This is a genomic window from Erythrobacter mangrovi (genome assembly GCF_013260645.1).
GTDB lineage: Bacteria > Pseudomonadota > Alphaproteobacteria > Sphingomonadales > Sphingomonadaceae > Qipengyuania > Qipengyuania mangrovi.
The window spans coordinates 411,210-434,152 of record NZ_CP053921.1; the positions used below are offsets into that span (position 1 = coordinate 411,210).

A 22,943-nucleotide genomic window follows, 5' to 3' on the forward strand; every position below is an offset into this window, starting at 1 on the left:
GCCTTGTGGGGCAAGCAGCTTTTGCTTGGCCAACGCAAAAAGCCGATTGCAGTAAGCGGCTCATCGTCCGGCTTCGGAAGGCGTGGCGACCCGCTTGGTCGCCAATTGCTGTCCCTCCGGGATAACCGCCAAGCGCCATCCTGGCTTTCCGCCGAAGTACTTCTGCGCCAGCAACTGCATCCGCTCAGGAGTAGTCTCGGTCAGATCGTTGAGCAGCGATCGGAGCAAGCCGATCCGCTTGGGATCCTGCGTCGAACCTTCGAGCTGGTACAACCAGAAGAGGTTCCCGGTCGAAACGCGATTGATGTACTGGAGCAGTGGCTCGGTGACGCGCTTGAGCTCGTCCTCACCCGGCGGTGTTGCGGCGAGATCGCGCGCGATCACATCCGCCGCTTCGAAGAAGGCCGGCACATCCTGCGGACGCAACTGGGCAAAGGCGCTGATCCGTCCGCCACTGTTCACGTCGGTCGGCCAAGAGCTGTTGACCACCGGCGCGTAGCTCGAGCCCGCTCGCTCGCGCATCGCATCAAACAGGCGGTTGTTGAACACCTGGGTAAGGATCTCGAGCTGGCGTGATTCAGGCAGGCCATCGACGCCTGCCCCGCTGGGCCAGGCGATTACCGCCGCAGCCTGGTTGGCATCGCCCTTGTGATACTGGACCACGGTCTCGCCCGGCTCGGGGAAGCCGAAGGTGGTGTTGGCAACTGCTTCAGGGGCGGGTTCGCGCGGGGCGATCGCACCGAACGTACGGGTTAGCGCCGCTATGCCTTCGTCACGGTCGAAATCGCCAAATACCAGGACTTCGACGGGCCCTTGGCGCAACAGCGGCTCCCACACCTTGCGGAACCCCTCGGGCGTGGCCGCATCGAGCGCCGCCGGATCGGGCGTGCGGAAGCGGGGATCGTTGTCACGCAGCAGGTATTCGAGGTCTCGATTGATGATGCCGGCCGGGTTTGCTCCATAGGCATTGTAAGACAGTTTAGCGGCCGCCAGCGCGCGCTGCACTGGCGCGACATCCCAGCGCGGCTGCTGGAGTTTGGCCGCGAAGAGATAGAGCTGATCCGCAAGGTCCTGACGCCGGGTTTGCGCGAAGAAGGTGAAGTTGCCGTCGGTGATGTCGAAATCGAAGCCCATCCGCCTCCCGGTGGAGATGCGGTCGAGCTCTTCCTGGCCCAGTTCACCCACGCCAGCCCCCACCAGCGCCAATTGGCCCAGCGCGGCATAAACCGAATCCTCGGGTCCGATTGCGCGCCAGCCCGCACCGAACCGTACCTTGACCGAAACACGGCCCGGCTCTGCATCGTTGGCCCACAGGATTGCGCGGACCCCGTTGGCGAAGTCCACCCGCTCGATGTCGAGTACGCCGAGAGCACCCTGGCGCGCGATGGTGCCGGGCTCGCCCACTGGCGGCAGGTCGGCAAACGATATCGCCTGCGCTTCGATACGCGCATCGGCTGCTGCCTCTACCGGTGCAGCGAGCGCGGCGCGCAAGTCGGCATCGCTGGCCTCGCCTGCGTCCGGCGTGACATATGCAGCGCGGATGACCGCCCCGGAGAATAGCTTGCGGGTATGTTCGAGCAGCAGCTCGGGAGTCAGCGTCTGCTTCATGGAATTGAACACCGTCAGCACCGTTTCGGGCGCCGCAACGGCCTCGCGGATGTCGACCGCGTTGACGATGTCGTCGGCGAGCCGAGCCCCGGCCATCACCCGCCGCTGCTCCACCGAACTCGCAAAGGCCGCTTCAAATTCGGCCAGCTCGCGATCGATCTCCTCTGTCGACGGTGGTTTGGCCAGAGCATCGGCAATCACGGCCCTGACGTCTGCCAGCGCGCCCTCCCAGTCTCCCGTCAACGGGGCGAACGCGACGAAGGTGGCGTCGGTTGAACGGCTGACATCATCCTGCTGAACCTGGGCATAGAGATAGCTGCCCCCTGCCCGCGCACGCGCCTCGAGGCGGCGGTTGATCAATGCCTGCGCCAGGCTGTCACGCAGGAGGCCTTCGTTATAGACGATCGTATCCTGGACCGGGCGCCACGGACGCATGATTGCATAGCTGAAGCTACGCGGCAGGCCGGGCTCGACGATTGCCGCCACTTCGCCCACCGGATTTTCCGGATCGGCGCCTGCGGGGGCAGTCGGATCGCCAAAGTCCGGCGCGGGGGTCGCTGCGCCCTTGCCCTTCCAGTCACCGAACCAGCGTTCCACTTCCGCGGCAAGCTGGGCTGGGTCGAGATCGCCGACCACGACGATCACGGTATTCTCTGGCCTGTACCAGCGCTGGTAGAAAGCGCTGACCGATTTGCCGGTGGCGGCGTTCAGCGTGGCCTCGGTACCGATCGGGATCCGGGTCGCGAGCCGTTGACCGGCGAACAGTGTTTCGCGCGACTTGTCGGCCGCCCGTTGCTGGGGACCGCCTCGTTCGCGCTTTTCCGCGAGCACAATTGGAACTTCCGCCTTCACGTTGGCGTCGGACAGCACTGGCGCGCGCACCATGCCTGACAACAGCTTCATGCTCTCCGCCAGCTTTGCCGGATCGACGTTGGGCAAATCGAGCTTGTAGGCGGTATGGGTGGGGCTCGTTTCAGCGTTGGTATCGCTGCCGAAGGTCGCCCCCAGCCGCTGCCAGGTCGGAATCGCCGCCGCCTGGCCGAGATACTGGCTTTCGCGGAACAGCAGGTGTTCGAGCAGGTGAGCATAGCCCAGCTCGCTTTCCTCTTCGTAGAGCGAACCGGCGTCGATCCTGACCCGGATGGAGACCTGACCGGGCGGGACGCCGTTCTTGCGCACGGCATAACGAACCCCGTTGGGCAGCTTGCCGAAGGTCCATTCTTCATCCCGGGGAACATCGCTGCCTTCGTAAATCCAGGGCGTGCCCCCTTCCGGCGTCGTATACTGCGGCGTGGGCGGTGCCGGGTCCTGCGCGTGGGTAACCTGCGAGGCCAGCAAAGCGATGGGAAGAAGGAGCGCGAGACGCCGAACAGCGCGCGGGAGAATAGTCATGGGGGCGATATAGGATGCCTTGAACTGAAGGGACAGTGAACATTGGACAAATGCTTCTTTGCTTGTCGCATGCCCTGCCCCTCCCTACATCGCACCCATGTTCATAGAGACTGAAACCACGCCCAACCCGGCGAGCCTGAAGTTCCTTCCCGGCCGCAAGGTGATGGACGCTGGAACCCGCGAATTCGCCAGCCCCGAGGCAGCCGAGGCGAGCCCTCTGGCGCAGGCGATCTTCGACACCGGCGAAGTGACGAACGTCTTCTTTGGCAGCGATTTCATCAGCGTAACCATTGCGCCGGGCGCCAGTTGGACGGACTTCAAGCCGCAAGTTCTGGCGATCCTGCTCGACCATTTCGTCTCGGAAGCACCGCTTTTTGCGCCGGGCACTGCGGGCGGCATCGTAGTGCCGGGTGAAGACGACGACCTGATGGTCGAGGAGCGCGAAGAGGACGCCGATGTTGTCGCGCAAATCCACGAACTGCTCGAAACCCGCGTGCGCCCGGCCGTGGCGGGGGACGGCGGCGACATTCAATACCGGGGCTTCCGCGACGGGGTCGTTTACCTGCAATTGCAGGGCGCCTGTTCGGGTTGCCCGTCTTCGACCGCCACGCTGAAGCATGGCATCGAAGGGCTGCTCAAGCACTATGTGCCTGAAGTGACGGAAGTCCGCGCAGCCTGATACCCGCAGATTCAAGGACACTTATGACCAAGCAGTACCATGACCGTGCGCTGGACGCTGACACGCTCGACCAGCTGTTCAACGAAGCCCGCAGCTACAATGGCTGGCTCGACAAGCCGGTGAACGACGAACAGCTGCACGCGATCTGGGATCTGATGAAAATGGCGCCGACGTCGGCGAACATGCAGCCCGCGCGGGTCGTTTGGGTGAAGTCGGACGAGGCCAAGCAGCAACTCGCCGGGCTTGTTTCGGAAGGCAACAAGGCGAAAGTCGTGGCAGCCCCGGTCACGGCGATCATCGGCTACGACATCGACTTCCACGAGGAACTGCCCTGGCTGTTCCCGCACACCGATGCGAAGAGCTGGTTCGAAGGCAATGAAAAGCTGCGCCAGGAAGGTGCCTTCCGCAATTCCTCGCTGCAGGGCGCTTACCTGATGTTGGCCGCCCGGGCGCTGGGTCTCGACTGCGGACCCATGTCAGGCTTCGACAATGCGGCCGTCGACAAGGCTTTCTTCGCAGATGAACCGCGCCATCGCAGCAATTTCATTTGCTCGATCGGCTATGGCGACCCCGCCAGTATCTTCGATCGTAGCCCGCGGCCCGATTTCGACACCTTCAACCGCATTGCCTGACTTGAAGCGCATCGCCGCCTGAGGCAGAGCGCGCCCATGCGTATTCTCGCAATAGAAACGGCAACCGAGGCCTGCTCGGTCGCACTGTTCGACGGCCCTGTACTGGTCGAAGCGCGGCACGAGGTGCTTGGTCGCGGCCATGCTGAGCGCCTGGTCCCGATGATCGCCGAGCTACCCGACAAGGGGCGCGCGACGGAAATCCGTGTCTCCTTGGGGCCCGGCAGTTTCACCGGTGTGCGCATCGGACTGGCCGTGGCCCGCGCACTGGGAATCGCGTGGAACGCGAACGTACTCGGCTACCCGACGCTCGCCCTGGTGGCCGCGCAGGCGGGAGAGGCATCGACCGTATGCATGAACGGCGGCCATGGAGAATGGTTCATCCAGCGCTTCTCAGCTGACGGGCTGCCAGAGGCGGAAGTCCGTTCGCTGACCCGCGCAGCCGCCGCGGGCGAAATGCACGCCAGATTGATCGCCGGGAATCGCGCAGAAGAGCTCGCCGCGATGCTGGGTGGAGAGCATATCGTCCGCGACATGCTGCCATCCGCCGCGAACGCCCAAAGATTGCCACCGGCCCTCCTTACTGTTGACCTGGCGCCGCTCTACGGTCGCGCACCCGATGCCAAGCTGCCCGAGATATGAGTGAACTCGACCAATTGATGGCGGTAATGGAGGCCGCTTTCGACCCGCAATGGCGCGAAGCATGGACGCGTCGCCAGGTCGAAGACTCGCTCTCCATGCCGAATACTTACGCCCTGTTGCTTGACGACAAAGGCGAACCTCTAACCGAAGGCAGCAAGGCTGCGGGCTTCGTGCTGGTCCGACGGGCTCCCGGCGAGGAAGAGTTGCTGCTGATCGGCGTTCGTCCCGAATCCAGGGGGCGCGGAGTTGGCAAGCGGCTGATCGAACTGTTCTTCGACACTGCCCGCGACAACGGCGCCGACAGCGTCTTTCTTGAGATGCGGGCCAATAATCCGGCGGCCAGCCTCTACCGGGCCTGCGGTTTCGAACCGATCGGACGCCGCACGGCATACTATCGCACGCTCGACGGAACGACGCTGGATGCCATCACTTTCGGTCGAAAGTTGTAACGACGCGACATGTGAGTTGTAGGATTGCGTCATACAATTAAGTCGATTGCCGGCTTTACGAACTCTTGTCGATTTTATACAATAAGGAAGTTTCAGGGTCGCACCTGCAGTAAACGCGCCTAAAAGGGAGACCCCGCGAATGGAGAATTTGGAAACCGACATGACCGAGACGCTGATAACGCTGACTTCGGACATCGTCGCGGCTCACGTGAGCAACAACAATGTTGCTGTCGATGAAGTTCCGACGTTGATTTCGACCGTATATGGCGCTCTGGCCGGTCTTGGCGGTGTCACGACTGCTTCGGCCGAGCTCCCCGAGCCCGCCGTTTCCGTGCGGGCGTCAGTCAAGAAGGACCATGTTGTCTGCCTCGACTGCGGCAAGAAAATGAAGATGCTGAAACGACATCTGTCGACTGAGCATGGGATGACACCCGATGAATATCGGGCACGCTGGAATCTTCCTGCCGACTATCCGATGGTCGCGCCGGACTATGCCGCCACTCGTCGTGATCTCGCGGTGAAGATCGGGCTCGGTCGCAAACCCGGACAAAAGCGTGGTCGCAAGAAGAAGGCCGCCTGACGGTCCTTCGGATCACCTTGAGCAAGACGCCCCGGCCCGATATGGGTACGGGGCGTTTTCATTTGGGAAGCTGACTTGCACCAGAAGATCGATCTTGAGCAGCTATGTGCAGACAAGGGTCTGCGGATTACCGAACAGCGCCGAGTGATCGCGCGCGTATTGTCGGAAAGCGAAGATCACCCGGATGTCGAGATGCTGCACGATCGGGCGAACAAGATCGATCCGGGCATTTCAATCGCAACCGTCTATCGCACCGTGCGCCTCTTCGAAGAGGCAGGCATCCTTGATCGACATGACTTTGGTGACGGCCGCGCACGATATGAAGCCGCCCCCGAAGCGCACCACGATCACCTGATCGACGTGGAAACGGGCAAGGTCATCGAATTCGTCGACCCGGAAGTGGAAGCGCTGCAAAAGCAGATAGCCGAGAAGCTCGGCTATCGTCTCGTTGATCACCGGCTCGAGCTTTATGGCGTCCGCCTCGACCGCGAAGGTTGAACGGCGCATCGCGCGCTATTCCGAACAACGGCTTGCCGCCGCCCGCGGGGAACCGACAAAGCTATCGCCGGTCGGTTGGCTTCGGTTCTGCTTGCGCGTCGCAGCCATGATGCTGCTTCTCGCCGCCTGTGTGCCGCTGCATTATCTCTACCGCGTCTTCGCCTACGGCTCGCCCTTCCCCATGTGGTTCCTGCGCTGCTCTGCCCGGATCGTCGGGGCGCGCGTCGAGTGCATCGGGACCCCGCTGCGGCGGGACGTATTCTTCATAGCCAACCACGTCTCGTGGATCGACATTCTCGCCCTCGCCGGCGCCAGCGGCACCGCCTTCGTTGCCAAGCAGGAGCTGTCGGAGGTTCCTGTGATCGGCTGGCTGTGCCGGCTCAATCGGACGGTTTTCGTCAAGCGCGAGAACCGCCTGGGCGTGGCTGAACAGATCAACGCGCTCAAGGAAGCGCTCGCCGACAACTGGTCGGTCACGGTTTTCCCCGAAGGCACCACGACCGACGGCCATTCCCTCCTGCCATTCAAGTCTTCGATGCTTTCCGTGCTCGAGCCGCCGCCGCCGGGCGTGCTCGTGCAGCCGGTGATGCTCGATTATGGCAGCGTGGCAGAGTTCATTGGCTGGATCGGTGACGAAAACGGCCTCAACAACGCCAAACGGGTCTTCGCACGAAGGGGAACCTTCCGGCTAAGGATTACCTTCCTCGAGCCGTTCAGTCCGGTCGAATACCGCGGCCGTAAGGCGATAGCGGCCAAGGCGCGCGAAGAGATCGAAGCGGCATTGGTTGCAGCCCTTGGCAAACCGTTGCGCGATTTCGAACACATCGTCGCAGCGGTCCGCTACGAGCCGCCGAAACCGCCGGCCAGTTAGAGCCCGGCGCCGACCAGCCAATCGTGAAACAGCCGGACCGGACGCTCTTCAAGCGCGGTCGGCTTGCAGACGAACCAGTAGCTGTAGGGGCTCTCGACCTCGACGTCGAAGACCTTTGCCAGGCGCGAATCATGCGCGCGACGCATGTGGTCGTCATGCATGATCGCGATGCCAAGCCCCTGTGCCGCGGCCTCCAGCATGATCTGGCCTGAATCGAAGTGGTCAATCGCTGCCGGCTCGAGGTCAGGCATGCCAATCTCGGCCTTCCAGGCGGAAAAGCTCTCGGGCAGCTCGTTATGGATCAGGAAGGTCTGCTTGGTCAGCAGCTCGTGGCTCGGCTGGTCGCCGAGCTTTTCCTGCAATTCCTTGCTGCAGATCGCGTGAACCTTGTTGTAGTCCAACCTGACCGCATGCAGGCCGCGTTCGGGTCCGCGCGACAGGATGATCGCCGCATCCAGCACATCGCCAACGCGATCTTCGAGGTGCGGCCCCGTATCGATATCGATGTGCAGCAAGGGGTGGCGCACGCGCAGCTCGCCCAGCCGCGGGAACAGGCGCTGCGTTCCGAACAATGGCAGCACGCCAAGATGCAAGCGCAGCAGTGAGAGATTTTCGGACTGGCTCTCCACTGCCCGGGCGAGCGATTCCAGATGCGGGTTCACAGCTTCGTAGAAGGCATGCCCATCATCGGTGAGCTGCATCGACTGGCGCGCACGCGTGAACAGCTTCTTGCCGACGAACTCCTCAAGATTGCCGATCCGCCGCGAAAGCGCGGATGGGCTGAGGCCAAGTTCGTCAGCGGCCGCGCGGGCCGAGCCAAGTCGAACGGTACGCACGAACGCTTCAAGCGCCCGCAAGGGGGGGAGTCGTCGGGTCGCCATGTTCGTTGCACGCTATGGACGCAAATCGCCCCTGTCGAGGGTGAATGTGCGAATTCCTGCAACTAAGATCAGTCGCTGTCGCTCTTCCCTCGCGGGGCATGGAGGCGCAGCCTGGTCACATGCGTGTCATCGCCATCGGTGACCTCGATCCGCCAACCGCTGGGGTGTTCGAGCATCGCACCGACCTGCGGCACCTGCTCGGCCAGGACGAAGGCGAGACCGCCCAAGGTATCGACCGATTCCTCGACCTCGGCCAGCGAGGCGTCGACCCGTTCGGCAACGTCGTCGAGCTCTGCGCGGGCATCGCAATCCCACATTCCCTCGCCGATCGGCACGATCCACTCTTCGGGCGCGTCGTCGTGCTCGTCCTCGATCTCGCCGACGATCTCCTCGACCAGGTCCTCGATGGTGATCAGGCCATCGGTTCCCGAGAACTCATCGACCACGATGGCGAGGTGCACGCGTTGCTGGCGCATGTCGGCCAGCACGTCGAGCGCATTGCGCGTCTGCGGCACGTAGAGCGGCTGGCGCATTAGCACCGTCCAGTCGGCAGGCGGATCCTCGCGCCGGGCGAGGAACGGGAAGATATCCTTGAGGTGGATCATCCCGATCACATCGTCGAGCTGGTCGCGATAGACCGGCATGCGCGAATGACCGTGTTCGGCGAAGGTTTCCACCAGATCTTCCCAAGTGGCATCCGCCCTGACGGCAACGATCTCGCCGCGCGGCACGGCCACATCGTCGGCGTCATGTTCGGAAAAGTGCAGCAGGTTGCGCAGCATCTGGCGCTCGACCTGCGAGAGGTCACCGCCGCCGCTGTGCTCCGCGGCGTCGGTTCCGTTCTCGCCTTCGTGCTCGTCGATTGCCTCTTCCAGCTGCGCACGCAAGGAACGCTCGCCGTGGTCGGGGTCGAAGAATTTCCGGATTGCGAGCCACAGCCCGCTTCTACTGTCCGCGTCTCCCGCGGGTAATGGCGAATCGGGCATGGCCCTAACAATGCGCTCCAGTCAGTTGCGGTCCCCATATGGGTCGGCGATACCCAGTTTTGCAAGCGCCTCGATTTCGAGCGCTTCCATTGCCTCCGCCTGCTCGTCGCTGTCGACATGGTCATGCCCAGCCAGGTGGAGAAGGCCGTGGACGATCAGGTGTGCAGCGTGATCCGCCAGCATGACCCCCTTTTCCTCGGCCTCACGCGTGCAGGTTTCATAAGCCAGCGCCAGGTCGCCAAGCATTTCGGGCGGCCCGTGTGGGGCCAGGGCCTCCAGTTCACCCCGCTCGAGCATGGGAAAGGACAGTACATTGGTCGGCTTGTCCTTGCCGCGCCATTCGCGGTTCAGCGCATGGACTTCCCCGTCAGACGTGAACAGTAGGCTGGCCGAGAGGCGCGGGTTACCGAGCGTCGGCTCTACTTCCGCCGCTGCCCCGGCAACCCGGTCTGCCAACCCGGCCCAATCGGTTCCGTCAGGCCATCCATCGATTTCGACGTCGAATTCCACCTCAGGACGATGGCCCCTCATAGGCTTCGACAATCCGGCCCACGATCGGGTGGCGGACAACGTCGGCGGCGGTGAAGCGGATCGTGCCAAAGCCATCGATCCCCTCCAGCTTCTCGACCGCGTCGGCCAGGCCGCTCATGCGATCGCCGCCGGGAATGTCGACCTGGCGCGGGTCGCCGCACACCACCATCCGGCTGTTCTGGCCGAAGCGGGTGAGGAACATCTTCATCTGCTCGCGCGTGGTGTTCTGCGCCTCGTCGAGAATGACGAAGGCATCGGCCAGGGTGCGCCCGCGCATGAAGGCGATCGGCGCGATCTCGATCTCGCCACTGGCCAGCCGTCGCTCCACCTGCTCGGGCGGCATGCAGTCGTAAAGCGCATCGTAGAGCGGGCGCAGGTAGGGATCGACCTTGTCCTTCATATCGCCGGGCAGGAAGCCCAGCTTCTCGCCCGCTTCCACAGCAGGGCGCGAAAGGATCAGGCGCTGGACGCTTCCGGTGATCAGCTGCGCCACCGCCTGCGCCACCGCGAGATAGGTCTTGCCCGTGCCTGCCGGGCCGAGCGCGAAGATGATGTCGTCGCGCACCAGGCTGCGCATATATTCAACCTGCGTCGCGCTGCGTGGGACGATGGTCTTGCGGCGGGTGCGGATCATTATCGGCGGGCTGTCGAGATTGCCCGTGATGATCCCTTCCAGCGTCGGTTCGTTCGACATTGCGATTACCGATTCAATCGTGCCCGCGTCGAGGTCCTGCCCCATCGCGAGGCGGTCGTACATCGCCTTCAGCACCTCCCGCGCGCGGGCCACGCTGTCTTCCGGGCCTTCGATATGAAGCTGATTGCCGCGCGCCGAAATGAATACGCCCAGCCGGTTTTCAACCTGCACCAGATTTGCATCGAACTGGCCGAAGAGCGCGCCGAGCAGGCTCTGGTTGTCGAAGCTTATGTCCAGCTGAGCGCGGCGAATTTCGCGCTGTGGGCTGGGCGGTGGTGCGAAGGCGGGATGCGCCTCCCGGGCAGGTTTACGGGCCATGGGCTCCTTTCGTGCGTGCGAGTCGGAGTCTAGGCTTCAAAGCCGCCTAGGCAAGAACGGCAACGCATCATGACGGTGGAAAGTCATCTGCTTGTAACCGCCCAGTCGCTGAGGAATTCCCGACCCGACCCAAATGAGCCGGAGCAAGCCAATGAACCGCCTCACCATTTACCTTGCAACTGCGGCTCTCGCCTCCTGCAACGGAGCCAAGACCGGCCCAGCAGATGAGGTTCTCTCGTCGACTGTCGAAGCAAGGTCTCATGCACCGGCCAGCACGTAAGAAGGCATCCCGTTTTCACGAGGGTAGACGCTGAAGCCCCATCCGACGATTGACACACCCTCTCGTCAGGCCTGCCGCCATTGGGTCATTTGCTGCCGATATAGACCTAAATCGCCATGACCCGGTGCGCGGCGATTACCGGGCAAATCGATCAAGAAACGACGGAGAGATATTGATCGAACGGGACAGAAGTACCGTTTGTCGATTGTGTTTTCCGACTGCAACATTCCGACCTTATGGGCATCAACCAATTCAATTGGTTCGTTACGAAATAGGCCCATAATAACTATGCGTAGAATCCGCTTTCGTTTGCTCTCGCTGGCCCTGACTTGCGGCGCCTGCCTCGCCTTTCCCGCCGCCGCCCAGAACACGGGCGACGAGGGACGCGAGATCATAGTTCGAGGCAAGAAGACAACGGAGCGCTCGATTGTCAGCTCGATGGCGCAGGACATCACCCGTCGCCCCCGGATCGATAAGCCGCTTTCGCGCCGATACAATGCAGTTTGTCTGGGCCTATATGGAATGAAGGCAGAGACCGGTCTTGCGCTTTTGGCCCAGATCGAAAGCAATCTGGATAATCTTGGAATAAGGCGAGACAAGGAAGGCTGCCAGGTCAACAGCCTTGTCGCCTTCGTGCAAGATGGACCAAAGACGGTGAAGGCGCTCCGCAAGGAGCAACCGCAATTGTTCGAAGGCCTATTGGATCATGAAGTAGACCGCATTTTTGCGGGCAATGGTGCCGCTCAAGCCTGGCAAACCACATTGGTGAAGGGCGCGGATGGCAAGGAATTCTACTCCGGGACCTTCGGCAACCCACCGCGTGAAGTAGAGATCAACACCGGCTATCGCGCGAGCAACCTGGCTCAGCAGATCCGGGCAGACATATTGGGTGCGGTGATCGTCTTCGACAATGATTTCGTACCAGGAAAGACCATCCAGCAGCTTGCTGACTACGCTACCATACGCCTCGTCGCTCCGACGGCCGACCTGTCGGAAGAGGCGGGTATCTCTTCGATCCTGACACTTTTCGCGGAGGACAACCTCACGCCGGAAGGCCTAACCGACTTCGACTGGGCCTATCTCAATGCGCTTTACCGCTTGCCGCCTACGGCCAGCGGAAGTTCGATCCGCGGAGCTACTTGGGCCGAATATCGCAAGCTGACGAAAGACCCTGCTCCAGAAGCCGCTGATCAATAACAGGTAGGGATCAAGCCGTCACGGTCTCGCGCAGCTTGCCGGCGAGCGAGTTTGGCCCCGCTTCGACCAGTTCCACCTCGACTAGGTCGCCGATTGTGACGTCGCCTTCGAACCACACGCTCTGCAGCCAGGGCGATTTGCCGAGCCACTGGCCGGGGTGCTTGCCCTTGCGCTCGACGAGGACTTCGCAGGTCCTGCCCACGCTGGCCTGGTTGAACGCCAGCTGGTCGCGGTTGAGCGCAGCCTGCAGGCGCTGGAGGCGCTCGTCCATGACCTCTTTCGCGACCTGCCCGTCCATCGTCGCGGCGGGGGTGCCAGGGCGCGGCGAGTATTTGAAGCTGAAGGCCTGCGCGTAACCGACCGTATCGACCAGCTTGAGCGTTTCCTCGAACTCGGCATCGGTTTCGCCCGGAAAGCCGACGATGAAATCGCCCGACAGCGCGATATCGGGGCGCGCGGCGCGGAAACGCTCGAGCAGCTTGAGATAGCTTTCGACCGTATGGCTGCGGTTCATCGCCTTGAGCACGCGGTCGCTGCCCGCCTGCACCGGCAAGTGGAGGAAGGGCATCAGCTTGTCGCAATCGCCGTGCGCGGCAATCAGCGCATCGTCCATGTCGGCAGGATGGCTGGTGGTATAGCGGATGCGCGCCAAGCCATCGACTTGCGCGAGATCGCGGATCAAGCCCGCAAGGCCCACCGCCCTGCCCTTGGCATCCTCGCCCGACCAGGCCGAAACGTTCTGGCCTAGCAGCGTGATCTCTTTCGCCCCCGCACCGACCAGCTTGCGCGCTTCGGTGACAAGGTCGGCATAGGGGCGGCTGATTTCCGCACCGCGGGTATAGGGCACCACGCAATAGGTGCAGAACTTGTCGCAGCCTTCCTGCACGGTGAGGAAGGCAGCAGGGTTGACCCGCTTGCGTTCGGGCAGCGCCGCGAACTTGGCGATCGCGGGCATGTCGGTGTCGGTCGCACGCTCGCCCGCCACCGCCTTGTCGAGCATCTCGGGCAGGCGGTGATATGCCTGCGGGCCGACCACCATGCTCACCGCCGGAGCGCGCGCCATGATCTCCTCGCCCTCGGCCTGCGCAACGCAGCCCGCGACCGCGATCAGCGGCTTGGTGCCGTCGGCCTTCTGCAGGCGGCCGATGTCCGAATAGACCTTCTCCGCCGCCTTCTCGCGAATGTGGCAGGTGTTGAGCACGACAAGGTCCGCCTCCTCGCCCTCGGGCGCGGGCTGAATGCCCCGCTCGGCCAGCATCTCGGCCATCCGCTCACCGTCATAGACGTTCATCTGGCAGCCGAAGCTCTTGACCCTGTAGGTGCGCGGGGTTTCTTTGGGGGCGATGGTCGGTTTCATGGCAGGCGGGCGCCCATAGCGAAAACGGCGGGGTCCTACAATGCGAAGGGCGGCACACGGCCGCCCCTCTTGGTCAATTGTCTATCGCGCGGATCAGGCAACCGTTGCCTTCACGATCTTGCCAGGCTCACGCGGCGGTTCGCCCTTGGGCAGCGCGTCGACGTGTTCCATGCCGCTCTCGACCTGGCCCCACACGGTGTACTGGCGATCGAGGAAGGTCGCGTCGTCGAAGCAGATGAAAAACTGGCTGTTGGCGCTGTCGGGCACCTGAGTGCGCGCCATCGAGCACACGCCGCGCACATGCGGTTCGTTGTTGAATTCGGCCTTGAGGTCGGGCTTGTCGCTGCCGCTCATGCCGGTGCCGGTCGGATCGCCGCCCTGCGCCATAAAGCCGGGGATCACGCGGTGGAACACCACGCCGTCATAAAAGCCTTCCTTGGCCAGCGTGGTAATCCGTTCGACATGGCCCGGCGCGAGGTCGGGGCGAAGCTTGATGACGACATCGCCACCCTTTCCATCGCCGCAGTCGAGCGTGAGCGTGAGTGTTTCGTCGGCCATGTCGTATGTCTCCTGTAACTGGTCGGCGCCCGATATAGGGTCTGTGGGCCGCGTGTCACCCTCTGCTTGCTTTTGAAGCCTTCTCGCCTAGACCGCACGCATGACCGAGGATGAGCGCCCCCCTCTGGATCGTGACGACGACGATGTGATGCTGGCGGATTCGCCAGTCGAGGAAGCGCGCCCGGACGACCGCATCGACGACGAGCGGATGGACGAGGAGAACACGCTCAAGCCCGAATTCGTCCGTGCGGTCGAAGACGCCCTGGAAAAGGGTGACGGGCAGGCGGTCTACGATCTCGTCGAGCCGCTCCATCCCGCCGACATCGCCGACCTGTTCGAGCTGATCGAAAAGGACGACCGCGCGCCGCTGGCCGCCGCGATCACCGATTTGATGAGCGGCGAGGTGATCGCCGAGCTCAACGATTACGTCCGCGAGGACATGATGGAGGCGCTGCCCGCCGAGGCAGTGGCCCAGATCGCCGAGCAGCTCGATACCGACGACGCGGTCCAGTTGATCGAGGACCTGGACGAGGAAGACCAGCGCGCGGTCCTCGCCGAACTTGACGCGGAAGACCGGATCGCGATCCAGTCGGCACTGGCCTATCCGGAAGAGACCGCGGGCCGCCTGATGAGCCGCGAATTCGTCGCGGTGCCCGAAGCGATGACCGTCGGCGACCTGATCGATTTCCTGCGCGACGGACGCGACCTGCCGAGCGAGTTCCTCGAAGTCTTCGTGGTCGACGAACGCCACCACCCGGTCGGCACCTGTCAGCTTTCGTGGATCCTGCGCACCCCGCGCGCGATCCCGCTGGGCGACGTGATGAAGCGCGACCAGACTCTGATCCCGGCGATGCTCGACCAGGAAGAGGTCGCGCTGATGTTCCAGAAGTACGCGCTGATCAGCGCCGCCGTGGTCGATGAGAGCGGGCGGCTGGTCGGCCAGATGACCGTCGACGACGTCGTCCACATCATCTCGGAGGAAGCGGGCGAGGACGCGCTGCTGATGTCGGGTGCGGGCGAAGGCGACATCAACGAGCCGATCCGCGACGCCTATTCCGCGCGCGTGCGCTGGCTGGTGGCGAACCTCGGCACTGCGCTGGTCGCCAGCCTGATCATCGCCGCATTCGGTGCGGCCATCGAGAAACTGGTCGCGCTGGCGGTGCTGATGCCGATCGTCGCCAGCATCGGCGGCAATGCCGGCACGCAGACCATGGCTGTGACCGTGCGCGCCATCGCCACCAACCAGCTGACCCGATCGAACACCCGCCGCATCCTGTGGCGCGAGATGCGCGTCGCCATGCTCAATGGCGCAACGGTCGCATTGCTGGTCGGTGCGGCAACCGCGGCGATCTTCACGCCCCAGCTTGGCGCGGTGATCGCGCTGGCAATGGTCATCAACGTGCTGATCGCCGGTTCGGCCGGGGTGCTCATCCCCGTGGCTTTCGAGCGGCTGGACCAGGATCCGGCCGTGGCTAGTAGCGTTTTCGTGACGATGATCACTGATTCTATGGGCTTTTTCGCCTTCCTCGGGCTCGCAGTGGCGAGCGGCATAGTGAGCTAGACCTTGAGCGAACACCGCCCTGTCGCGGACTATCGTGGAAGCTGCCATTGCGGCGCCGTGACCTTCCGTATCACCACTGATTTTCCCGAACTGACCACCTGCGACTGCTCGATCTGTCGCCGCAAGAACGCGCTGATGGTGAAGGTGCACGAAAGCGAGTTCGAGCTGCTGTCAGGCGCCGAAAGCCTGACCGAATACCAGTTCCACACGCATACCGCGCGGCACTTCTTCTGTTCGACCTGCGGCATTTACCCGTTCCACCGCAAGCGCGTGACCCCGGACTATGTCGGGATCAACGTCTTCTGCCTCGAAGATTTCGATCCCGAAGGCATTACGGTTCGTGCGACGGTCGGCGCGGGCATGCCCTGACACGAGCGAGCCGCAAAGCGGGAGTTCGCCACGCCCAGCCCTACAGGATCGAAAAGCCTGCGCCTCTCCCCGGTTGAGGTTTGGGAGAGAGTCTCTACATCGCAGCCCCATGCCGCTGCATATGACCAAGATCGCCTTCGGGGCGAAAAGCTACGCCGATCTCGAAGGCTGGTTCGAGGAGCGCGAACCGTTCCTGATGACCACGCGCTATTTGCCCAAGCGGCACGAGGAGATGGTCGGCGGGTCGCTCTACTGGATCCTCAACCACACGCTGGTCGCCCGCTCACCGATCATCGCTTTCCCGCAGGCGAAGGACGGCCGCTGGCACATCCACCTGGAGACGCGGCTGATCCGCACCTACCCGCAACCCAAGCGCGCGCACCAAGGCTGGCGCTACCTGACCGAAGACAAGGCCCCGCGCGACCTGGAGGATGGTGAGGATATCGGTGACGCACTGCCGGGCCAGCTGGCAGGCACGCTGGAGAAGCTGGGGCTGATCTAGCGGCCTTCGCGCAATCGCGCGATCACGTCGCGGACGTCCATATCGTCGTCCACCCCGAATTCGACGTAGCTTTCCCGCAATGCGTCGATCCTCTCATTGATGCGTTTCAGATTGCTTCGGTGGCTAACCACAAAACGACGACGGGCGAGGATTTGCGGCACGGTGATGCGCGCAAACTCGCCCACATCCATGCCGTTCCGCATGACGCGGGCATCGCCGATCGCCGTGAACACCCAGCCGGGAACGATCAGCCCAGCGTGGACATGTTCGGGCAGGTCCTCGCGCAGGCTCTCGGTCAGGCCGAGTACCGCATGCTTGGCGGCGATATAGGCGGCCGTTTGCGGGACCGCGCAGAAGAAGCTGTTTTCGCTTCCGGTGTTGTAGATCGCCGATGCGACCTGCTGGTCAGCCATGCGCCCGGCGAATGCGCGGCAACCGTTCCACACGCCCCAGAAATTGACGTCGAAATGCGCACGCGCCGCTATCGGATCGACTTCCCACAGCTTGCCGCGCGGGCCGCCGACACCGGCGTTGTTGAGCAGCAGTTCGACCGTGCCTAGCTGGTCGAACGCGGCAGTGGCCAGCGCTTCGACCTCACTCTCGATCGCGACGTCGCAGGATTGCGCGAGCGCGCCCGGAATTGCGGCCTGTGCGGCGGAGAGCTTCTCGCCAGTAAGATCGGCGAGCATGACTCTGGTCCCTCGCGCCGCCAGCTCTTGTGCAATGGCAAGTCCGATGCCCGACGCACCGCCGGTAATCACGGCGGTGGCGGGCAGCCAGTTGTTCACGCAGGAACCCGTTCGGCCACGCGGCGCAGCGCGATCACATAAGCCTCGGGCGGCTGCGCGCCGGGGATCATGAAGCGATTTTCGACGACCATCGCCGGGACGCCAGTGATGTTCATGTCCCACGCCGCACGCTCTTCGGCGCGGACCTTGTGCGCCAGTTCCTCGCTGTCGAGCGCAGCCTGGGCAGCCGTCCGATCGAGCCCGATGCTTTCGGCTACTTCAAGCAGTACCGCATGGTCGCCGATCTCGCGCCGATCGTTGAAATGCGCGCGGAACAGCGCGAGCTTGAGCTCGGTCTGCTTCTCTGGGCCGAATTCCTCGGACACCCAGGTGAGCAGCTTATGCGCGTCGAAAGTGTTCCACATGCGCCGTTCGGGCGCGGGCTCCGGCCCTTCATAGTCCAGCGATACGCCCGCACTCTGCGCGGCTTCGCGCATGCGCGCCTGGTTCGCGCGCGACTGTTCGGGGGTCGAACCGTATTTGCGCGCGATATGCGACAGGGCTTCCTCGCCCTCGCGCGGCATGTCGGGGTTGAGTTCGAAGGCATGCCAGCGAATGTCCGCCTCGATCTCGCCTTCGAGCTGCTCGAGCCCCTTCTGCAGATTGCCCCAGCCGACCAGGCACCAGGGGCACATGACGTCGGACCAGATGTCGATACGCAGGGTTCTTGCTTCGCTCATTTCCTCACCCACCAATGCATCAAGTGATGCGCTATAGCATGCGTCGGCGGGGCCACGAAGGGACCGCTCCCCGCCAGCGCGTCCTTCACCTCCTCGCGGGTGAAGAAGACCACCTCGGCCATCTCGGTGGTATCAATGTCCAGTTCGTCGCTATCGGCAAAAGAGTGACAGCCGATCATCAATTGGCTGGGAAAGGGCCACGGCTGGCTGGCAATGTAGTTCACATCGCGCACCCGCACGCCAGCCTCTTCGAAGACCTCGCGCGCGACCGCTTCCTCGATGCTCTCGCCCGGCTCGACAAAGCCTGCCAGCGCGGAAAAGCGTCCCTCGGGCCAACCGAGCCCCCGGCCCAGCATCAGCCGGCCTTCGTGCTCGACCAGCATGATCGTGACCGGATCGGTGCGCGGGAAGTGCTGGGTGCCGCAGGCTTCGCAATTGCGCTGCCAGCCGCCCTTGGCGATCACGGTGGAACCTCCGCATTGCGCGCAAAAACGGTGTCGCGCATGCCAATCGACCAGGCTGCGCGCCCCGCCGTACAACGCGAGGTCTTCGTGTTGCAACGTCGCCATAAGCGACCACAGCTGCGGATTCGCCATGCGCGGCGAGGCATCGCCGCGCGGCGGGACGGCGGCGAAACAGGCCTTCCCATTCTCGATGCCGAGGAAACACAGTTCGGCATCTTCCGCCGCATCGGCCAGCGTGCCCCATGCCAGCCGACCCTCATCGTCGAGCGAGGGCATCAGCCCGTCGAGCGCAAGCAGCCGCGCCTTCCAGTTCATGTAGCCGGCCAGCTGGTCGGGATCGGCCCTTACATGGTCGGCGCGGTCGAGCCGTGATCCGGTGAACGACAGCATGCCCGCTCTCACAGGCCGGTCATCGCGGCGAGGTCGGCCAGCACCGCTTCGGGGAAGGCCGCGTGCAGCGGATAGGCGTCCGAAGGCATGTATTGCGTCATCATGTTGGCGCGCAGCTGCGCCTTGTAACTCACGAAGGCGACCGTTCCCGCGGCGCCGCCCCAGCCGTAGGCCCCGTCATTGACGCGACCGCCCGCACCGAAGCCCTGCCCTTCGACCCAGGTTCCCTTGGTCGTGGCGGTTTCGGGCAGCAGGTTCGACGTACCGACCCGGACCGCGGCTTCGCTCATCACCCGCTTGCCCTCGATCACGCCGAAGCCCAGCAGCATCTTGAGGAAACGGTCGTAATCGCGCGGGCTCGAGACGAGCCCTGCCCCGCCCATCGGGAAGGCTGGGACATCGAGATAGATCGAGCTGGACGCCGGATCCATCGGCAGCGGCGCACCGTTGTAAATGCCGTAATTGGTCGTCAGGCGCCCGACCTCGCTCTCGGGCACGGTGAACCAGGTGCTGGTCATGCCAGCCGGATCGAAGATGCGATCCTTGAGGAAGTCATCGAAGCTCTGCCCGCTGGCGACTTCGATCACCCGACCCATGAGATCGAGCCCGACCGAGTAGCTCCATTTGGTCCCTGGCTGCAGCACCAGCGGCGCCTTCGCCAGCCGATCGGCGAAGACGTCGAGGCCCCGCACCGGCTTGGCGCGGCCAAGGCCTGGAATCGGCAGGCGGCTGACCTGTCCGGGGATCAGCCCCTGTTCCTCGTAAAGGTCCTTGATCGGCCCCTGCTGCACGATGCCGTAACCAAGCCCCGCAGTGTGGGTCAGCAGCATGCGCATAGTGATCGGGCGTTCGGCCGGAACGAGATCGGTGACCGAGCCGTCATAGGTCTTCTGCACCATCATGTTGGCATAGGCGGGCAGGACATCGGCGAGCGGCTGGTCGAGGCCGATCTTGCCCTCGTCCACCAAGATCATCGCCGCCATGCCGGTGATGGGCTTGGTCATGGAATAGATGCGATAGAGGCTGTCCGGTCCGGCCTTGGCCTCGCCGCCGATGGCCAGCGTTCCCTGCGAAATGACTTGTGCCGCCTTCTCGCCCCAGCCCAGCGTCGCGACCATATTGGCGACTTTCCGCGCACCGGCATACTGCTCGATCAGCGAGGTGACCGCGGGCCAAGCGGTGGTTGTTTCCCGCGCCAGCGCAATGCTGGAGAAAGGCCCCCCGGCCAGCGTTGCCCCGGCAGTGAGCCAGGCACCTGAGCGCAACAGGGCGCGACGCGACAGTTGGGGGGATTCGAAACTGCGATAGGCCATGGATTTCCTCTCCAGTGTGGGCGGCGCATTACTGGTGGAGCCATCCCGAGCGGTCAATTGCGAAGTGAAACTGTTGCAATCGCATACTGTCTTAGTTATATAATACACATGCTCAACATTCTTTCGATCCTGCTGGGTCTCATCGCCCTCGTCATCGCCATCCCCTCGTCGATCCCCTTGCTCGGCTGGGGCAACTGGATCGCCCTGCCCTTCGCCGTCGCCGGCGCGGGCCTGGGGGCGCTTTCCTCGAGCAATGGCGGACGCAATTTCTGCCTGATCGTGCTGGTCATCGCCGCGATCCGGCTGAGCCTCGGCGGCGGGATCATCTAACGCGCGAGCGCCAGCCGCGCGACCTTGGCGAACAGTGTCGGCAGGCCCGCGCGGTCGATCTCTTCAAGCGGCCACCATTCGCCCTCGCCGAGCGGTTCGGCTACCTGCTCAACCGAAAGTTCGAGATCGAAGTGGGTAAAGCCGTGCCGCACGCGGCCGAGCGTTTCGCCCGCAGGGCCACCCGCGCCATTGCCGCGAGCGCTCCAGCCGTCATCGGGCAAGGCACGCATTCCGCCAAGCATGCCCGTGCCTTCCCGCCGGACTAGCCAAACCGAATCGTCGCGCTCGACCCAGAATGCTCGGCCAAGGCGCAAGGGCTTCGTCTTCTTCGGTGCCTTGATCGGTAGCCGAGCCGGATCGCCTGTAAGGCGACCCGCGCAGTGGCCGGCGAGCGGGCACAGCAGGCACTTCGGATCGCGCGAAGTGCAGATGCCCGAGCCGAGGTCCATCATCGCCTGGGCGAAATCGCCCGCCCGCTGGGTCGGGGTTATGCGATCTGCATGGTCGCGGATCGCCTTGCGCGCCCCGGGCAGGGGTTCTTCGACTGCGAAGAGCCTCGCAACCACGCGCTCGACGTTGGCATCGACCACCACGGCACGTTCGTCAAAGGCGATCGCCGCGACCGCCGCGGCGGTATAGGCACCCAGCCCCGGCAGTTCGCGGAGTTCCTCCTCGTTCGCAGGAAAACCACCCAGTTCGGCCACCGCCCGTGCGCATTTCACCAGATTGCGGGCCCGCGAGTAGTACCCCAGCCCCGCCCAGGCCGCCATGACGTCCTCCTCGGGGGCAGCGGCCAGCGCCTCGACGGTCGGCCAACGCTGGGTGAAGGCGGAGAAATAGGGCTTTACCGCTGCAACCGTGGTCTGCTGCAGCATCACTTCGGACAGCCACACGCGATAGGGCCAGGAACCATCGCTCGGCAGCACATGCCCTGGCCTCGCACGCCATGGCAGGTCGCGGGCATGCGCGTCGTACCAGTCGAGAAGCAGGTCGGAGACGGTGGCGGTCACGGCCTGCCTATGGCATGGGCCCAAGCGCAATGGAACGGGACGACAGCAAACCGAAGCGCGCAAAGGGCGCCAAGCCCTTCGAAAGGCGGCGCGGCGGTGCGGCCAAGCCGATCAGCGACCTGATGCCGCAGATCGGGCGCAGCGCCTTCCGTCGCTTCGGCTTCGTGCAGAGTTCGGTGGTGAGCCGCTGGCCCGAAATCGTCGGCGAAACGCATGCCCGCGTGTGCACCCCGGAAATGATCCGCTTCCCACCTGGGGAGAAGTCCGAAGGGATCATGCACCTGATCGTGCTGCCCGCCCACGCCCCCCTGGTGCAACAGATCCTCCCTGAAATCGCAGAGCGTGTGAACCGGTTCTTCGGCTATCGCGCGGTCGCGCGGATCAAGCTGCGGCAAGGTGAGGTTAAGCCGCCGCCAGGCAGGGACCCTCCAAAGGCGCCGCCGTCGCTCAAGCCGATTCCGATGGAATTGGGCGACAGTCTGCGCGATATCGGCGACCCCGAACTGCGTGCCGTGCTCGAATCGCTCGCGCGCAGTTTCGGTGACCAAGACGACGGGAACGATACCAGGTGACGATGAAAGCGGGTCTGCTCAAATCCATCCTCCTCCTCGCGGCCGGCGCGATAGCGCTCGGTGCCAGTGCAGAGGACAGTCCAGCGCCCAAGCGCGGCAACTGGTCTGCGACGGTAACCGAAACCGAAGGCGGGCACCTGCTGGGCAATCCCGATGCCCCGGTGAAGCTGGTGGAGTTCATGAGCTACACCTGCTCGCACTGCGCCGATTTCGCGCGCGAGGGCGATGGCGCACTCAAGCTGTTCTACATTCCCACCGGCAGGATGAATTACGAGATCCGCCACCTGATCCGCGATCCGGTGGATCTGACTGCCGCGTTGCTCACCCATTGCGGCGATCCCAAGAAGTTCGCGCTCAACCACGAAGCCGTCATGTCGCGCTATCCGCAGTGGATCGAGAAGGCGCGCCAAGCCACGCAGGCGCAGCAATCGCGCTGGCAATTCGGCACGCTTTCGGCACGCTTCCAGGCGATCGCCAGCGATCTCGACTTCTACGAGATAATGGAAACGCGCGGCTACAGCCGTATCGAGGCGGACAGGTGTCTTGCCGACGAGGCCAAGGCCCGCGAGATCGCCGACACCTCGCGCGCCGATGTGGACAAATACGGCCTCCAGGGCACGCCCAGCTTCGTGCTCGATGGAACGCTGCTGGAGGGCACGCATGCTTGGGAAGCGCTGCGCCCCAAGCTGGACGAGGCCATCTAAACCGCTTCCGAGCAGGGATTCGGGGGAAAGCCCTGTGGATACCCCCCTGACCTCCTTCCATTTCCCTTACCCCCTGCACTAGCCTTCCTTGGACAAATACGAGGATTCCG

The 22,943-nt window shown here is 63.6% G+C and carries 26 protein-coding genes; 14 read left to right on the top strand and 12 right to left on the bottom strand.

What is annotated here, in order from left to right; genetic code table 11:
* Nucleotides 1-60: 60 nt before the first annotated feature.
* Nucleotides 61-3,000, bottom strand: coding sequence for a M16 family metallopeptidase (locus tag HQR01_RS02090; RefSeq protein ID WP_173212140.1), 2,940 nt, complete (start codon nt 2,998-3,000; stop codon nt 61-63).
* Between the two features lie 97 nt (nt 3,001-3,097).
* Here HQR01_RS02090 and HQR01_RS02095 point away from each other — a divergent pair, with 97 nt between their 5' ends.
* The 7 genes from HQR01_RS02095 (at nt 3,098) to HQR01_RS02125 (ending at nt 7,348) form a co-directional block, all read left to right on the top strand.
* Nucleotides 3,098-3,679: a NifU family protein gene (locus tag HQR01_RS02095; protein WP_173212141.1), complete on the top strand. Its 582-nt coding sequence runs from the start codon at nt 3,098-3,100 to the stop codon at nt 3,677-3,679.
* Between the two features lie 23 nt (nt 3,680-3,702).
* Nucleotides 3,703-4,311, top strand: coding sequence for a malonic semialdehyde reductase (locus HQR01_RS02100; protein WP_173212142.1), 609 nt, complete (start codon nt 3,703-3,705; stop codon nt 4,309-4,311).
* Between the two features lie 36 nt (nt 4,312-4,347).
* On the top strand, nt 4,348-4,950 hold the full coding sequence (gene tsaB / locus HQR01_RS02105; protein WP_173212143.1) for a tRNA (adenosine(37)-N6)-threonylcarbamoyltransferase complex dimerization subunit type 1 TsaB: 603 nt from the start codon (nt 4,348-4,350) through the stop codon (nt 4,948-4,950).
* Nucleotides 4,947-5,399 carry a GNAT family N-acetyltransferase gene (locus HQR01_RS02110; RefSeq protein WP_234030218.1) on the top strand — a complete coding sequence of 151 codons (453 nt, stop codon included), beginning with the start codon at nt 4,947-4,949 and terminating at the stop codon, nt 5,397-5,399. The genes tsaB and HQR01_RS02110 overlap by 4 nt, the downstream gene beginning before the upstream one ends.
* A 139-nt stretch (nt 5,400-5,538) precedes the next feature.
* A complete protein-coding gene (locus HQR01_RS02115; protein ID WP_173212144.1) occupies nt 5,539-5,979 on the top strand; it encodes a MucR family transcriptional regulator in 441 nt (146 codons plus the stop codon).
* A 75-nt stretch (nt 5,980-6,054) separates the two neighbouring features.
* A complete protein-coding gene (locus HQR01_RS02120; RefSeq protein ID WP_173212145.1) occupies nt 6,055-6,477 on the top strand; it encodes a Fur family transcriptional regulator in 423 nt (140 codons plus the stop codon).
* Nucleotides 6,449-7,348 carry a lysophospholipid acyltransferase family protein gene (locus HQR01_RS02125; RefSeq protein ID WP_173212146.1) on the top strand — a complete coding sequence of 300 codons (900 nt, stop codon included), beginning with the start codon at nt 6,449-6,451 and terminating at the stop codon, nt 7,346-7,348. Before HQR01_RS02120 ends, HQR01_RS02125 begins: the two co-directional genes overlap by 29 nt.
* Here HQR01_RS02125 and HQR01_RS02130 read toward each other — a convergent pair.
* The 4 genes from HQR01_RS02130 to HQR01_RS02145 all read right to left on the bottom strand — a co-directional run bounded on the left by HQR01_RS02130 (nt 7,345) and on the right by HQR01_RS02145 (nt 10,758).
* Complete coding sequence (locus HQR01_RS02130) at nt 7,345-8,229, bottom strand: LysR substrate-binding domain-containing protein (protein WP_173212147.1); 885 nt, start codon at nt 8,227-8,229, stop codon at nt 7,345-7,347. The two genes, HQR01_RS02125 and HQR01_RS02130, sit on opposite strands and share 4 nt — an antisense overlap.
* A 68-nt stretch (nt 8,230-8,297) precedes the next feature.
* Nucleotides 8,298-9,215: a hemolysin family protein gene (locus HQR01_RS02135; protein WP_173212148.1), complete on the bottom strand. Its 918-nt coding sequence runs from the start codon at nt 9,213-9,215 to the stop codon at nt 8,298-8,300.
* Between the two features lie 21 nt (nt 9,216-9,236).
* A complete protein-coding gene (gene ybeY / locus HQR01_RS02140) occupies nt 9,237-9,746 on the bottom strand; it encodes an rRNA maturation RNase YbeY (protein WP_407644597.1) in 510 nt (169 codons plus the stop codon).
* Nucleotides 9,727-10,758 carry a PhoH family protein gene (locus tag HQR01_RS02145; protein ID WP_173212150.1) on the bottom strand — a complete coding sequence of 344 codons (1,032 nt, stop codon included), beginning with the start codon at nt 10,756-10,758 and terminating at the stop codon, nt 9,727-9,729. The genes ybeY and HQR01_RS02145 overlap by 20 nt, the downstream gene beginning before the upstream one ends.
* A 487-nt stretch (nt 10,759-11,245) precedes the next feature.
* Between HQR01_RS02145 and HQR01_RS02150 the strand changes: the two genes are divergently transcribed.
* A complete protein-coding gene (locus HQR01_RS02150) occupies nt 11,246-12,235 on the top strand; it encodes a hypothetical protein (RefSeq protein ID WP_173212151.1) in 990 nt (329 codons plus the stop codon).
* 10 nt (nt 12,236-12,245) lie between these two features.
* Here HQR01_RS02150 and miaB read toward each other — a convergent pair whose 3' ends face one another.
* Together miaB and HQR01_RS02160 are read right to left on the bottom strand one after the other, a co-directional pair.
* Nucleotides 12,246-13,592: a tRNA (N6-isopentenyl adenosine(37)-C2)-methylthiotransferase MiaB gene (gene miaB / locus HQR01_RS02155; RefSeq protein ID WP_173212152.1), complete on the bottom strand. Its 1,347-nt coding sequence runs from the start codon at nt 13,590-13,592 to the stop codon at nt 12,246-12,248.
* A gap of 93 nt (nt 13,593-13,685) precedes the next feature.
* Nucleotides 13,686-14,150 carry a peptidylprolyl isomerase gene (locus tag HQR01_RS02160; RefSeq protein WP_173212153.1) on the bottom strand — a complete coding sequence of 155 codons (465 nt, stop codon included), beginning with the start codon at nt 14,148-14,150 and terminating at the stop codon, nt 13,686-13,688.
* Between the two features lie 100 nt (nt 14,151-14,250).
* On the opposite strand from HQR01_RS02160, the gene mgtE reads away from it, so the two are divergent.
* From mgtE to HQR01_RS02175, 3 genes are all read left to right on the top strand, one after another.
* Entirely contained in the window at nt 14,251-15,711 is a 1,461-nt protein-coding gene (gene mgtE / locus HQR01_RS02165) for a magnesium transporter (protein ID WP_173212154.1), read from the top strand.
* A 3-nt stretch (nt 15,712-15,714) separates the two neighbouring features.
* Nucleotides 15,715-16,080, top strand: coding sequence for a GFA family protein (locus tag HQR01_RS02170; protein ID WP_173212155.1), 366 nt, complete (start codon nt 15,715-15,717; stop codon nt 16,078-16,080).
* A 109-nt stretch (nt 16,081-16,189) separates the two neighbouring features.
* Nucleotides 16,190-16,582, top strand: a complete 393-nt coding sequence (locus HQR01_RS02175; protein ID WP_173212156.1) for a DUF1489 family protein — start codon at nt 16,190-16,192, stop codon at nt 16,580-16,582.
* On the opposite strand, the gene HQR01_RS02180 is transcribed toward HQR01_RS02175, so the two are convergent.
* From HQR01_RS02180 to HQR01_RS02195, 4 genes are read right to left on the bottom strand one after another with little or no spacing between them, the layout of a single operon-like run.
* Entirely contained in the window at nt 16,579-17,370 is a 792-nt protein-coding gene (locus HQR01_RS02180) for an SDR family NAD(P)-dependent oxidoreductase (RefSeq protein ID WP_173212157.1), read from the bottom strand. The genes HQR01_RS02175 and HQR01_RS02180 overlap by 4 nt on opposite strands.
* Nucleotides 17,367-18,050 (bottom strand): DsbA family oxidoreductase, encoded by a 684-nt coding sequence (locus tag HQR01_RS02185; protein WP_173212158.1) that lies wholly within the window; start codon nt 18,048-18,050, stop codon nt 17,367-17,369. The genes HQR01_RS02180 and HQR01_RS02185 overlap by 4 nt, the downstream gene beginning before the upstream one ends.
* Nucleotides 18,047-18,904 (bottom strand): NAD(+) diphosphatase, encoded by an 858-nt coding sequence (gene nudC, locus HQR01_RS02190; protein ID WP_234030219.1) that lies wholly within the window; start codon nt 18,902-18,904, stop codon nt 18,047-18,049. The genes HQR01_RS02185 and nudC overlap by 4 nt, the downstream gene beginning before the upstream one ends.
* An 8-nt stretch (nt 18,905-18,912) precedes the next feature.
* Entirely contained in the window at nt 18,913-20,217 is a 1,305-nt protein-coding gene (locus HQR01_RS02195) for a serine hydrolase domain-containing protein (RefSeq protein ID WP_173212159.1), read from the bottom strand.
* Nucleotides 20,218-20,325: 108 nt separating this feature from the next.
* On the opposite strand from HQR01_RS02195, the gene HQR01_RS02200 reads away from it, so the two are divergent.
* On the top strand, nt 20,326-20,547 hold the full coding sequence (locus HQR01_RS02200) for a hypothetical protein (protein WP_173212160.1): 222 nt from the start codon (nt 20,326-20,328) through the stop codon (nt 20,545-20,547).
* Here the strand turns inward: HQR01_RS02200 and HQR01_RS02205 are convergent.
* Entirely contained in the window at nt 20,544-21,557 is a 1,014-nt protein-coding gene (locus HQR01_RS02205; protein ID WP_173212161.1) for an A/G-specific adenine glycosylase, read from the bottom strand. The two genes, HQR01_RS02200 and HQR01_RS02205, sit on opposite strands and share 4 nt — an antisense overlap.
* A 29-nt stretch (nt 21,558-21,586) precedes the next feature.
* Between HQR01_RS02205 and HQR01_RS02210 the strand changes: the two genes are divergently transcribed.
* Entirely contained in the window at nt 21,587-22,129 is a 543-nt protein-coding gene (locus tag HQR01_RS02210; protein ID WP_173212162.1) for a DUF721 domain-containing protein, read from the top strand.
* Between the two features lie 2 nt (nt 22,130-22,131).
* Nucleotides 22,132-22,833 (top strand): thioredoxin domain-containing protein, encoded by a 702-nt coding sequence (locus tag HQR01_RS02215; protein WP_234030294.1) that lies wholly within the window; start codon nt 22,132-22,134, stop codon nt 22,831-22,833.
* Nucleotides 22,834-22,943 lie beyond the last annotated feature (110 nt).